This window comes from Lentzea miocenica (assembly GCF_033949945.1).
GTDB classification, from domain to species: Bacteria; Actinomycetota; Actinomycetes; order Mycobacteriales; family Pseudonocardiaceae; genus Lentzea; species Lentzea miocenica.
Window position 1 is genome coordinate 161,681 of sequence record NZ_JAXAVW010000014.1, and the last position, 12,548, is coordinate 174,228.

Here is a 12,548-nt window from a genome sequence, read left to right on the forward strand (position 1 = left end):
TGAAAGGCCCCCAAGCGATCTGGGGGCCTTTTCGTGGCAACCGCACCCCGTGCCGGTGCGTCCTGGCTGCATGGGGGACATCAGGCGAGCAGATTTCTACGACGGACCCGCCCACGACTACCTGGGCTACTGGAAGGGCCGCGAGTACGAGCACGACGCCGAGCGCATCGCGATCGACCGTCTGCTCAGCGGTCAGCACTTCGAGCACGCGGTGGACGTGGGAGGCGGCTACGGCCGGATCACCGCGCTGCTGCCGAAGTACGCCGACCACGTGACGCTGGCCGAACCGAGCAGCCGCCAGCTCGACATGGCGGCGAAGTTCCTCGGCGAGGGCATCGAACGGGTCCAGGCGCAGGCGGCCGCACTGCCGTTCGCGACGGGTTCGATCGACCTGGTGACGATGATCCGCGTCATGCACCACCTGCCCGATCCGACCGCCGAACTGGCCGAGATCGCCAGGATCTTGGACCCGGCCGGCCTCGCCGTCGTCGAGGTCGCCAACCTCGGCCACGCCCGCAACCGTTTGCGCAGGCTGGGCCGGGGTGTTCCGGCCGAGCCGGTGGACATCCGGTCGCCGGAGAACCGCCACGACGACGAGATCCCGTTCGTCAACCACAACCTCGACACCGTGACCAGGCAACTCTCCGACGCCGGACTGCACGTCGTGCGCAGTCTGTCGGTGTCGAACCTGCGGTCGGGCGCGCTGAAGCGGGTCGTGCCGCACCGCGTGCTGCTGCGCGTGGAGCGGGCGGCACAACCCGCACTCGCCCGCTGCCGGTTCGGTCCGAGCATCTTCCTGCTGGTGAGCAGGACGACTAGCCCTTGATCCCCGTCTCCGTCACGCCACGCACCAGGAACCGCTGCAGCGCGACGAACACGATCACCAGCGGCGTGATGGACACGGCGGCGGCCAGGAACAGCTGCTCGACCTCGATCGACTGAGCGGTGAGGAACGTGGACAGTGCCACCTGCACCGTCCACGAGTCCTGGTCCTGCGCGATCACCAACGGCCAGAGGAACTGGTTCCAGCTGGTCACGAAGGCGATCACACCGAGCGCGGCGAAGAACCCCTTGGAGTTCGGCACCACGACCCGCCAGTACGTGCCCCAGTGGCCGAGCCCGTCCATCCGCGCGGCCTCCTCGATCTCCCTGGGGAAGTTGAGGAAGTACTGCCGGAACAGGAACGTGGTGAACCCGCTGAACAGGCCGGGGATCACCAGTCCGCGCAGGTCGGAGATCCAGCCGAGGGTGGAGACGACCACGAAGGTCGGCACGAACGTGACGGCCGCCGGGATCATCAGCGTCGCGATCACCAGGTACAGCACCACGTTCGCGTACCGGTAGGGAATGCGCGCGAGCCCGTAGCCCGCCAGCCCGCACAACAGCAGCTGTCCCGCCGTTTGCAGCACGGCCACGAGCACCGAGTTGATCAGGCTGCGCACCAACGGCACCGCGGGGTTGGCGAACAGCTCGGCGAAGTTCTCCCAGCGGATCTCGCTCGGCCAGAACGTCCAGTTCGGCGAGGTGATCTCCTGCTCGCTCGCCAGGCCGTTGCGCAGCACCAGGTAGAACGGGATCAGGAACAACACCGCGGCGACCGACAGCGCCAGGTACCGGACCACCTTCATCGCGTGATCACCTTGCCCTGCAACAACGTCACGCCCGCGATCAGCAACGTCAGGATCACCGCGCCCGCGCTGCCGTGGCCGAAGTCCTGTCCGCCGGACCCCAGCGCCGTGTAGTAGAGGTAGATCAACGGCGGCCGCGCGAACGGCGGGTACCCGCGATCGGTGCCCAGCACGTTGTAGAACTCGTCAAACGCTTGGTACGCCGCGACGAGCAGCAACAGCAGCACGGCCACCGACGTGGTGCGCAGCTGCGGCATCGTGATGTACCGCAACGTCTGCCAGCCACGGGAAGCGCCGTCGATCCACGCGGCTTCGTAGAGGTGCTGGGGAATCCGCTGCAACCCGGCGATGAACAGGATCATGTAGAACCCGAGCTGCAACCAGAGCCGCAGCGTCACGAGCACGAGCCAGTACCAGGGAGGCGTGACGGTCCACGGGATCGGCTCCTCGCCGAACCACCCGAGCAGGGTGTTCGCCAGCCCGAACCGCACACCGTTGAAGATCGACAGCTTCCACACCAGCGACGCGACGACGTACGAGCAGGCGAACGGCAGGAAGAACACCGACCGGAAGAACGTCTGCATGAACTGGATTCCGTTGACCAGCAAGGCCAACGCCAACGCGAGCACGAACGTCAGCGGCACCACGAACAACGCGAAGAGACTGAAGGTGCCGAGCGACTGCAGGAACGGCCCGTCCGTCAGCATGTCCGCGTAGTTGTCGAAGCCCACGAACGTCGTCGGCGTCACGGTGTTGCGCGCGTCGAAGAACGAGAGCAGCACGCTCCACCCGATCGGCACGTACACGAACACCAGCAGCCCGAGGAAGAACGGCCCCACGAACAGCCAGAACGAGCGCGTCATCCGTAGAGGCGCTTCAGTTCGTCACGCACCTTCGCCACCGCACCCCGTAGTTCCGTCGAGGCATCGGCACCGTCGCGGACCACCTGGGACACGGCGTCGCCGAACGCGGTCCTCATCGCCGACGTCCAGTCGGGTGGGTTCGACGCCTTCGCGTTGTCCCGCACGAACTTCACGGCGTCCGCGGCGGCACCGGTCTTCAGCTTCTCCGCCGATGCCGCGAGCGACTGGCGCGGCGGGATGTGGAAGCCGTACGACTGGTTGAAGTCCGCCTGGTAGTCGGTCCGCTCGACCCACAGCCAGCGCACGAACTCCTTGGCCTCGGCCACTTTCGCCGACTTCGCGTTCACCATCGCGCCGAACGCGCCGACCGGCACGGAAGGGCGGCCGGAGTCGTTCAGCCGGGGCCACGGCAGCACCCCGAAGTCGTCACCCAACGCCTTCTGCACGGCGGGAACAGTCCAGAGTCCCGTCCACTGCATCGCCACGAGCCCCTGGGTGAACGCGTCCGGCTCCGCCCAGTCCTTCACCGCTCCCAGCAGCAGCGCCCCGCTCGTGTTCAGCTCCCGGAGCTTGCCGATCGCTTGCGCGGCAAGGGGATCGTCGAACCCGACCTGGTGCTGCGGCGTCACGTAGTCGAGCCCCGCGGACCACAGCGCCGGTCCTCCGAGCACCGCCACGCCACCGTCGTTGCCCGCGAACAACCCCTTCACGCCGCCCGTGGTCAACCGGCGCGCCGCGCTGACCAGCTCATCCACAGTGGACGGAGGAGTCACTCCCGCCGAGGCGAACATGCTCTTGCGGTAGAACAACATCTGCATGTCCACGGCCTGCGGGATGCCGTAGATCTGCCCGTCGACCGTGTGCCCGGCGAGGATCGACGCGGTGAAGTCGTCCTTGGCGGACGCGATCACGTCGTCCAGCGGCACCATCTGGCCGGCCCGTACGGCGCTGACCTGGGTCGTGGACTCGAAGACGTCCGGCCCGCTGCCGGACAGCAGGCTCGTCGCGAGCTTCGAGTCGTAGTCGCCGGGGTTCCACTGCACGTCGACGGGGACCTTGCCGTACGACTTGGCGTACCGCTCCACCGCTTGCTGCACGCCGGGTTCGCCGTACGCGTGGTACCACTGCCGGAGAGCTTGACCGTCGCCGCCGCGCCCGGTGTTCGAACCACACGCGGTGAGCAGGGCTGTCGCACCGGCTGCCGTGAGAAGTCTGCGTCGGGAAATCACTCATCCCGTCTTACTCCGATCACGCGGCGTGTGCGAGTGATTACCCGAGTGTCCCGGCAGCTGAACAAAAAAGCAGCCACCCTCGGAGACCGAGGGTGGCTGCCGGTGAAGCGGAGCGGGTCAGCGGCGGCCCAGCCCGTTGACGCCGGAGAGGCCAGGAACGTCGAGCGGGTTGACGTTGACGACGCCCTGCGGCGACTGGCCCGCGAGGCTGTTGATGTCACGCAGCTGCCGGATGATGTAGAGCGGACGACGGCGCGCGTCGTCACCGGCCCGGTACAGGTACTGGCCGAGCATGCCGGTGCAGCCCAGGTTCGCGCCGGTGCAGAAGAGCACGACGCCGACGATGATCCCGATCGCGTTCGGCGCGGACAGCGTGATCAGGGCGCCGAGCAGGAAACCGAAGACGGTCAACAGGCCGATGCCGGTGAAGATGACGCCCGCGAACAGCATCAGGAAGATCGGCATGATCGAGAACGCGATGAACGAGTCGAAGACCAGCTTGATCTTCTTGCTGGTCGTCCACTTGCTGTCGTTCGCGGCACGCGGCTTCTGCTCGAACGCCACCGTGGTCTGCTTGAAGCCGGTCCACGCGACGAGGCCGAGCAGGTTGCGGTTGAGCTCCGGCATCTGGTTGATGACGTCCAGCACGGGACGGCTCACCAGCATCTGCGACGGGCCGGCCTTCGGGTAGCTGTCAGGCAGGTCGGCGTGCTTGGCGAAGAAGTCGTTGAACTTCATCGCCAGCTTGTTGGCGAGGCCCTTCGGGACCGAGCGAACGGACCGGATGGCCCAGACGATGTCGCTGCCCGCGCGCCACTCGTTCAGGAAGCGGTCGATGACCTCGACCGGCTCCTGCAGGTCGGCGCTGAGCGTGATGGCGCAGTCGCCGCGGCAGATCGCGAAGCCGGCGCTGACGCCCGCGTGCGAGCCGAAGTTGCGGGAGAACGACGCGACACGGGCGACGTCGTTCTCACCCAGCGCCGCGACGAACAGGTCCGCCGTGCCGTCCGACGAGCCGTCGTCGATGAGCACGAGCTCGAAGTCGACGTCCGGCTGGGACTGCTTGATCTGGCGGAAGAGCTCGACCGTTCCCGCCACGTTGGGGGCCTCGTCGTAAGCCGGCACCACGATCGACACCAAAGGTCGACGCGTCTGGTCGGTCACTTTCGTTCTCCTGTTCCGACGGTCACCAGGACGTCGTCGTCCACGTTCTCCGGGTCAGCGTTGGGTTGCGGCTCGTCACGGCGCCTGCGCCGCTGCGAGCGGTCGATGAAGGCCAGCCCCAGAGTCAGCGCGATGCCCACCGCGCCGGCGATGAGGCCGATGGTCATGCCGGGCATGACCCAGTCGATCTGAAGCGTTCCCTCACGGACGTCCTTCGGCAACTCGACCTCCAGCAGACCTGCAGGTCCGAGCTTCGCGGGCACCTCTTGGCCGTTGACGGTGGCCACGTAGCCCGGCCACGCGAGGCGGGAGAAGACCAGCTTGCCGCCTCCTCCGCCGCTGAACTTCACCTCTTCGCTGACCCTGCCGGTCATCCGGTCGGAGTCGATCTTGACACCGTTCGGGACCGAGGACAGCCTGCCGTCGGGGAACGCCGGCTTGGCGATGCGCTTCCAGACGACCACGCGATCGGTGGACTCGGCCTTGCGCCAGCCCTCCGGTGCAGGGACGTTCCGGGTGTCGATGAGGTTGTTCTGCACGACGACCGTTTCCGCGCGGAGCAGGTCGGCGAGCGGCTTGTCCGCACCCTTCGGTGCCGTCCAGAGCCTCTTCCACGCCTCGGGGCAGTAGACCGCACCGTTGTAGGTGGTGCAGAGCTCAGCGTCCATGGCGTTGAAGCCGACGCCGCTGTACGCGGTCAGCGCCTCGACGCCGGCGATGCTGTAGTTCGTGCCGAAGGTGAAGTCCTGGTACGCCCCGCCGGGGTACTTGTCGTTCCCCGCGATCCTGCCGAGGTCGCTGAGCTGGACCGTCACGCCCTCGTAGCGCTGGTCGAACCGCTGCTCCAGCAGGTGCTCGCTGGTCGGGAACTTGTAGTCGGCGACGCTGTAGTTGCCGGGGAACCACGCGGACTGCAGCGCGAGGAAGCCGATCGTGCCGACCGCCATCACCGCGTAGCCCTTGAAGCGGCCGATGCCGACCTTCAGCAGCACGAAGACCGCGATCATCACGAGGACCATCGTGTACGCCTGGCGCACGTTGGTCTGCGGCAGTGCCGCCCAGCCGAAGTAGGCCCCGACCAGCACGATTCCCAGCGAACCGAGCGTGCGCGCCTTCGTGTTGGTCTTCTGCATGCCCTGGCTGGCGACGACCGCCCAGATGACGACCAGCGGGATGAAGAAGAACGGCACCAGTCGCGCCGGCCAGCGAAACATGTTCAGGTTCGACGGGCCGAGCACCAGGAACAGGTAGGCCAGCGTGTACAGGTAGAGGCCGAGGTACTCCTTGCGCTTCTCCCACAGCACGCCCCAGCGGAACCACGGGAGCAGCGGCAGGAAGAACCACGCCAGGTAGAGCGCCGGGAACGTCGGGTTGAGACCGCTCCAGATGTTCATCAACGGCTGCGCCGCCGGGTTGCTCATCCCGAAGAAGTCCTGCAGCTGCGGCGACAGGAACCCGTCGTTGAACGTCCTGCTGTCCTTGCGGTAGCTGACCGACGAGGTCAGCGAGAACGGCAGGTACACGACGATGTTCAGCAGCAGCACCGCGAACCCGGCCGCGAACAGGTTGAAGATCTTGCGCCGGTCGAACGCGAGCCACGCCTCGACGGCGACGGCGAGCACGATCAGGAAGATCGACACCAGCACGTACGGGTTGCCGGTCGTGGCGGCGAGGAAGCCGGCGACCACGACCCACACGGTCGACTTGCCCAGCCTGGCCGTGCGCCTGGCCGTCCACCACACGTACGGGAGGAACCCGTAGACGGTGAGCGCGTTGATCCAGGACGTGCCGTCCATGAACAGGATGTAGCCGGACAGCGGCAGCGCGGTACCGACGGCCGCCGCGATCCACGGCTTGCTGCCGTACTCGCGGGCCAGCAGGTACGTGCCGACGGCGAAGGCCACGAGGAACGCGAGCTTGACGATCGTGATGCCGAGCGCGACGTTGTCGATCCAGCCGGTGGCCACCGCGAGGAGGACCTCGATCGGGTTCCACATGCCGGTGGCCGCCTCGGCAGCGAAGTTGCCGCCGCGCCACATGTCGAGTTCGAGCAGCGGGATCCGGCCTTCGCTGAAGGCCTCGCCCATCCGCTGCCACACCGGAACGGCGGCTGCCGCCGTGTCGTCCCAGTAGTAGAAGATGTGATTGCGGTACAGCGGGATGACCGCACCGAGCAGTACCAGGACCACCATGGTGAGCGGTGGTGTGACGCGTTCCCGGAATCCGGGTCTGCCCGACGCCACTGCCGGGCTCAGAGTTGCAGTCATCTCAAGCAATCGGTATCGAAGCGCTCACTTGCGGAAGAATTGCTCACGCCGCCCCAGCCGGACCAGGCGCAACCACTCGACGAAAGCCTTCGGGTCCCTGCGGACCCCGAGAAAGTACAGGCCGAACCGGAATACCTCCAACAGCCCCAGCTTGCGCATGCCCGGCTGGGACAGCAGGTAACCGCGGTTGCGGTAGGTGTAGTAGCGCTTGACCGGGTTCTCCGGGTCCTGCGCGTGGAACCGGCCGCCGAGCATCGGCTTGAACTCGTCCGAGCCGTCCGGGTGCACGTAGGCGACCTTCAGCGAGGTGCCGAACGGCAGTCCGCTGCGGACCATGCGGCGGTGGACCTCGACCTCGTCACCGCGGAAGAACAGCCGGTAGTCCGGCACGCCGACGACGTCGAGCGTCGAGGCGCGGAACAGCGCTCCGTTGAACAGCGACGCGATCCCCGGCAGGAAGTCGGTGCCCAGCTCGGCGGCCGACCGCTTCCAGGTCAGGCCCCTGCGCAGCGGGAACGCGAGCTTGTCCGGGTTCTCGATGTTCGTGACGACCGGGGAGATCTCGGCCAGGTTGCGGCGCTCGGCCTCCTCCAGGAGGACGGCCAGCACGTTCTCGTCGGCGGGACGGCCGTCGTCGTCGGCCAGCCACACCCAGTCCGCGCCCAGTGACAGCGCGTGCAGGATGCCCAGGGCGAACCCGCCGGCGCCACCGAGGTTGCGGTGCGACGCGAGGTACGTCGTGGGCAGCGGGGACTGCTCGACCAGGTCGTTCACCGGCTGGTCAGGGCCGTTGTCGACCACGACGAGGTGGTCGGGGACGCGGGTCTGCGTCGCCAGTGCCTTGAGCGACTCGGACAGCAGCTCCCTGCGGTGGCGGGTGACCACCACCGCCACGACGGAGCCCTTGGGCAGCGCCTCGAGGTTCACTTAGTCGCCACCATTTCCGCTGAGCACGGGGGTCGGGTCGTGCTCGTGCATCCGCTCGAACGGGTCGAAGCCCTTGTACGCGGTCAGCACCTCGCGCAGACCGCCGTGCATCTTCACGTGGCCCTCGTCCATCCAGATCGCGGTGTCGCAGAACTCCGCCAGGAACTCGTCGGAGTGGTTCGCGAACACCAGCAGACCGGAGCGGGCCACCAGGTCCTTGAGCCGGTCACGGGCCTTCGCCATGAACGCCGCGTCGACCGCGCCGATGCCCTCGTCGAGCAGGAGGATCTCGGGGTTGATCGACGTGACCACGCCCAGCGCCAGCCGGACGCGCATGCCGGTCGAGTACGTGCGCAGCGGCATCTGCAGGTAGTCACCGAGCTCGGTGAACTCCGCGATGTCGTCGACGCGCTTTTCCATCTGCTTGCGGGTCATGCCCAGGAACAGGCCCCGGATCATGATGTTCTCGTGGCCGGAGATCTCCGGGTCCATGCCGACGCCGAGGTCGAAGACCGGAGCCACCTTGCCGACGATGCGCGACTGGCCGCGGGTCGGCTCGTAGATGCCCGCCAGCAGGCGCAGCAGCGTGGACTTGCCGGCACCGTTGTGGCCGACCAGGCCGACCCGGTCACCGTCGTTGAGCGACAGCGTGATGTCGTGCAGCGCCTCGATGATCGGGACACGGCCCTCAGAGCCGATCTTGCCGCCGACCTTGCCGAGCGCGAGCTTCTTCAGCGACCTCGACTTCGCGTCGAAGATCGGGAAGTCGACCGATGCGTTCCAAACGTCGATGCTGACCATGGGTGTCGACCTCCTCTAGACCCAGTAGGAAACGCGGGCGCGGTAGTTGCGCAGGATCACCAGCGCGGCGAACCAGCCGAACAGGGTGAAGCCGCCGGCGATCGCCCAGTGGTGCCAGTCGACCGTGTGGCCGAGCAGCGGGGCGCGGACGATCTCGACGAAGTGGTACACGGGGTTGAGCTCGGCGATCAGCATGCGCCAGTCGCCGTCGCCGCCACCGGTGACCCGGTTCAGCACGCCGGCGTCCCAGACGATCGGCGTCATGAAGAACACCAGGTTGATGAAGCTGTTGACCACCGGCGGGATGTCCCGGAAGCGGGTGCTGATGACGCCGAACAGCAGCGCGATCCACACCGCGTTCACCGCGAGCAGCACGAAGCCGGGGATCGCGAGCACCATGGTCCAGCTCAGGCCGGGCTGCAGCGGGCTGTCCGCGGCGATCCGGTACTCGTGGTTGAGCGAGGTGAAGAAGATGGCGAGCACGACCACGTAGACCACGAGGTTGTGCACGAGGAACAGCACCTGGCGCCACACCATGCGCATCACGTGGACCGTGATCGGCGCGGGCAGGTGCTTGATGAGCCCCTCGTTGGCGATGAAGACGTCGGTGCCCTCGGTGACGCAGCCGACGATGAAGTTCCAGACGATGAAGCCGACCGTCACGTACGGCAGGAACGTCGCGACTTCCGTTTTGAACAGCACCGAGTACAGCAAGCCGAGCGCGAGGGCTGTCGTGCCCATCGAGATCGTGATCCACAACGGACCGATGACCGATCGGCGGTAGCGCTGCTTGATGTCCTGCCAGCCGAGGTGACCCCACAGTTCGCGGTGGTCCCATGCCTCGCGGACGTCTGCGAACGCGCGCTTGAAGCTGCGCGACTTGACGGCAGGCGGCGCCTCGGGCTGGTCGAGGGTACTGGTGGCTTGCACGAGGACTGAGCGTACCGGCGTCCTGAGAACGACCTGGACGCCGGTACGTCACGGAGTGGTCACCGGGTCGGGATCTTGATCACCTTCATGGCCACCTGCTCGTTGTCGTAGGTGAACGCCTCATAGGTGAACTCGATGCCGGTCTGCTCGAGGTACTCGGTCCACGCCTTGTGCTCGTGGTCGCGCCAGCCGGGGAAGTTGAAGTACTCGTCGAACAGGATGACGCTGCCCTCGACCAGGCGGGGCCCGACGAGCTCCAGCACGGTCTTCGTGGAGGAGTACAGGTCGCAGTCGACGTGCAGGAACGTCACGGGACCCTGGTGGGCCTCCAGGAAGCCCGGCAGGGTGTCGTCGAACCAGCCCACGACGAGCTCGGCACCCGGCACCTCCGGCAGGCCGTCGACGTTGAACGTGCCCGCGGGGAAGCTGTTGCGCCAGTTCTCCGGCAGACCCTCGAAGGAGTCGAAGCCGTAGACGTCGGCGCCTTCCCGGGCGGTCGCGATGATCTTGAGCGTGGTGCCCGTGTAGACGCCGAACTCCAGCGCGAGGCCGCCCTCGGGGGCCAGCGACAGCGCGTACTCGAGTGTCTCGTGCGGGTGACCGAACTGCGGCGTGTGAGGCATCTCGTCGCGCACGAAGTTCGCACTCTGCAGCGCGGCCTCCTGCTCGCCCGCGAACACGAGGTCGCGGCGCGTGCGCACCTCGAGTTGACGCGTCTGGTCCACGGCGCGGTCGCCCTGGTGGCGGATCTCGACGCGCAGCTCGTCCACCTGTTTCTGCAGGTCGTCGATCTGGGCGCGGATCGGGGCCACGGCGTCCGTGACGATTTCGATCGCCTTGACGCGCAACTTGTGGCGCAACTGCTTTGCGGACAGACCGCGGCGCACCTGCTCGAGCACGATGGCTCCTCTCAGGGAAGTTCAGCGCGCATCGTAGGGCCACCACCCGGTGTCCCGGCTAGAGGTACTGGCCGGTGCCTTTCCCAGTGGTGCCACCGTCGTGACCTTCGCCGCTGCTGCCGGCGGGCAGCGCGCGGCCGCGCATGTGCTCCAGCTGCGACCGCGCGGCCATCTGCTGGGCGAACAACGCCGTCTGGATCCCGTGGAACAGGCCTTCCAGCCAGCCCACGAGCTGCGCCTGGGCGATCCGCAGTTCGGCGTCCGACGGAGTGCCCTCCTCGGTGAACGGCAGCGAGAGCCGCTCCAGCTCCTCGCGCAGCTCCGGCGCCAGGCCGTCCTCGAGCTCCTCGATGGAGCGCTTGTGAATCTCCTTGAGGCGGTTGCGGCTCGCCTCGTCCAGAGGTGCCGCCCGCACCTCCTCGAGCAGCTGCTTGATCATCGTGCCGATCCGCATGACCTTCGCGGGCTGCTCGACCATGTCGGTGATGTCGCCGTCCTGGCCGCCGACGATCACAACGGGCTGCTCCTGGTTCATGTCTCCATCCTCGTCTCTTTCGTGTTTCACCGGTTAGCCGGGTGGGGGCTGGCCGACACTGTGTTTGCGTTCATACGTACGGTGTGAGGCATGGCGTTCGACGTCGCACGGGTACGGGGGCTCTTCCCCGCGCTCGGCGACGGCTGGGTCCACCTGGACGCACCCGCCGGCATGCAGGTGCCCGAACAGGTCGCGACCGCCGTCTCCACCGCACTGCGCGCCCCCGTCTCCGGGCCCGGCGGCATCTTCCCAGCCTCACAACGCGCCGAGGCCATCGTCGACGCCGCCCGCAGGGCCGTGGCGGACCTCGTCGGTGGCGATCCGGCCGGTGTCGTGCTCGGTCCGTCCTCCGCCGTGTTGCTGCAACGCCTCGCCGAGGCGATGACCGACGACTGGTTCATGGGCGACGAGGTCCTCGTGTCCCGGCTGGACCACCCGGCGAACATCGCGCCGTGGCTGCGCGCCACCCAGCGCACCGGCAGCGCGGTCAAGTGGGCAGAGATCGACATCGAGACCTGCGAGCTGCCGAGCTGGCAGTACGACGAACTGGTCACCGACCGCACCAAGCTGATCGCCATCACCGCGGCGTCCGGTGTCGTCGGCACCCGCCCGGACCTGGGCAAGATCTCGGCGGTGGCCCGTGCGCACGGCTCGTTGATGGTCGTGGACGCGTCGTCGGCCGCGCCTTTCGTGCCGTTGGACATCATCGGCATGGGCGCCGACGTGGTGGCTCTTTCCGCTGGTCAGTGGGGTGGCCCGCCGGTCGGCGCGCTGGTGTTCCGCGACCCGTCGGTGCTGGAGCGGCTGCCGTCGGTCTCGTTCGACCCCGCCGCCCGCGGCCCCGAACGGCTGGAACTCGGTCCGCACGCCTACCCGATGCTCGCCGGTCTGGTCGCGTCCGTGGACTACCTGGCGGACCTCGACGACGCGGCGTCGGGCACGCGCCGTGAGCGGCTGGTCACGTCTTTGGGGTCCGTGAAGGCCTACCAGGCCGGGCTGCTCGCTAATCTCATCAACGAACTGCGTTCGCTGCGACACGTGATGGTGATCGGCGACGCCATGCGGCGGGTGCCCGCGCTGGCGTTCTCGATCGCCGGGGTCAAGGCGGAGGACGGCGTCGAACACCTCGCTTCGCGGGGCGTCTGCGCGTTCGCCGACCGCGGCCAGCACGGGGTGTTCTCGGTGCTGGGCGTCGGCGAGATCGGTGGCGCCATCCGCATCGGGCTCGCGCACTACACGAACGCCGTCGAGATGGACGACCTGGTGCGGGCGGTGGCCGAACTGGGCTGAGGCTTGGGAGAT

At 67.5% G+C, this 12,548-nt stretch carries 12 protein-coding genes; 2 read left to right on the forward strand and 10 right to left on the reverse strand.

Translation table 11 applies throughout. The features are described 5' to 3' along the window. The first annotated feature begins 70 nt into the window (after positions 1-70). On the forward strand, positions 71-826 hold the full coding sequence (locus SK803_RS18715; RefSeq protein WP_319967297.1) for a class I SAM-dependent methyltransferase: 756 nt from the start codon (positions 71-73) through the stop codon (positions 824-826). Here the strand turns inward: SK803_RS18715 and SK803_RS18720 are convergent. The 10 genes from SK803_RS18720 to SK803_RS18765 form a co-directional block, all read right to left on the reverse strand. Beyond that, complete coding sequence (locus tag SK803_RS18720; protein WP_319967298.1) at positions 816-1,628, reverse strand: carbohydrate ABC transporter permease; 813 nt, start codon at positions 1,626-1,628, stop codon at positions 816-818. The two genes, SK803_RS18715 and SK803_RS18720, sit on opposite strands and share 11 nt — an antisense overlap. Then, complete coding sequence (locus tag SK803_RS18725; protein WP_319967299.1) at positions 1,625-2,491, reverse strand: carbohydrate ABC transporter permease; 867 nt, start codon at positions 2,489-2,491, stop codon at positions 1,625-1,627. Before SK803_RS18725 ends, SK803_RS18720 begins: the two co-directional genes overlap by 4 nt. Further along, complete coding sequence (locus tag SK803_RS18730) at positions 2,488-3,720, reverse strand: ABC transporter substrate-binding protein (protein WP_319967300.1); 1,233 nt, start codon at positions 3,718-3,720, stop codon at positions 2,488-2,490. Before SK803_RS18730 ends, SK803_RS18725 begins: the two co-directional genes overlap by 4 nt. Positions 3,721-3,840: 120 nt before the next feature. Continuing rightward, on the reverse strand, positions 3,841-4,887 hold the full coding sequence (locus SK803_RS18735; protein ID WP_319967301.1) for a glycosyltransferase family 2 protein: 1,047 nt from the start codon (positions 4,885-4,887) through the stop codon (positions 3,841-3,843). Then, entirely contained in the window at positions 4,884-7,154 is a 2,271-nt protein-coding gene (locus tag SK803_RS18740; RefSeq protein ID WP_319967302.1) for a hypothetical protein, read from the reverse strand. The genes SK803_RS18735 and SK803_RS18740 overlap by 4 nt, the downstream gene beginning before the upstream one ends. 24 nt (positions 7,155-7,178) lie before the next feature. Further along, on the reverse strand, positions 7,179-8,081 hold the full coding sequence (glfT1, locus tag SK803_RS18745) for a galactofuranosyltransferase GlfT1 (RefSeq protein WP_319967303.1): 903 nt from the start codon (positions 8,079-8,081) through the stop codon (positions 7,179-7,181). Continuing rightward, positions 8,082-8,882 (reverse strand): galactan export ABC transporter ATP-binding subunit Wzt/RfbE, encoded by an 801-nt coding sequence (wzt, locus tag SK803_RS18750; RefSeq protein ID WP_319967304.1) that lies wholly within the window; start codon positions 8,880-8,882, stop codon positions 8,082-8,084. Between the two features lie 15 nt (positions 8,883-8,897). After that, a complete protein-coding gene (wzm, locus tag SK803_RS18755; RefSeq protein WP_319967305.1) occupies positions 8,898-9,812 on the reverse strand; it encodes a galactan export ABC transporter permease subunit Wzm/RfbD in 915 nt (304 codons plus the stop codon). A 59-nt stretch (positions 9,813-9,871) separates the two neighbouring features. After that, positions 9,872-10,711, reverse strand: a complete 840-nt coding sequence (locus SK803_RS18760; RefSeq protein ID WP_319967306.1) for a class I SAM-dependent methyltransferase — start codon at positions 10,709-10,711, stop codon at positions 9,872-9,874. Between the two features lie 58 nt (positions 10,712-10,769). Next, entirely contained in the window at positions 10,770-11,246 is a 477-nt protein-coding gene (locus SK803_RS18765; RefSeq protein WP_406601550.1) for a bacterial proteasome activator family protein, read from the reverse strand. Positions 11,247-11,336: 90 nt separating this feature from the next. Between SK803_RS18765 and SK803_RS18770 the strand changes: the two genes are divergently transcribed. Beyond that, the gene (locus SK803_RS18770) at positions 11,337-12,536 is read left to right on the forward strand and encodes a cysteine desulfurase-like protein (RefSeq protein WP_319967307.1); all 1,200 of its coding nucleotides are present in this window, start codon (positions 11,337-11,339) and stop codon (positions 12,534-12,536) included. Positions 12,537-12,548 lie beyond the last annotated feature (12 nt).

Bases quoted from the DNA above. Each gene is read 5' to 3' on its own strand.
- SK803_RS18715 (WP_319967297.1), top strand. From the start codon at position 71: ATGGGGGACATCAGGCGAGCAGATTTCTACGACGGACCCGCCCACGAC.
- SK803_RS18720 (WP_319967298.1), bottom strand. From the start codon at position 1,628: ATGAAGGTGGTCCGGTACCTGGCGCTGTCGGTCGCCGCGGTGTTGTTC.
- SK803_RS18725 (WP_319967299.1), bottom strand. From the start codon at position 2,491: ATGACGCGCTCGTTCTGGCTGTTCGTGGGGCCGTTCTTCCTCGGGCTG.
- SK803_RS18740 (WP_319967302.1), bottom strand. From the start codon at position 7,154: ATGACTGCAACTCTGAGCCCGGCAGTGGCGTCGGGCAGACCCGGATTC.
- wzt (WP_319967304.1), bottom strand. From the start codon at position 8,882: ATGGTCAGCATCGACGTTTGGAACGCATCGGTCGACTTCCCGATCTTC.
- SK803_RS18765 (WP_406601550.1), bottom strand. From the start codon at position 11,246: ATGAACCAGGAGCAGCCCGTTGTGATCGTCGGCGGCCAGGACGGCGAC.
- SK803_RS18770 (WP_319967307.1), top strand. From the start codon at position 11,337: ATGGCGTTCGACGTCGCACGGGTACGGGGGCTCTTCCCCGCGCTCGGC.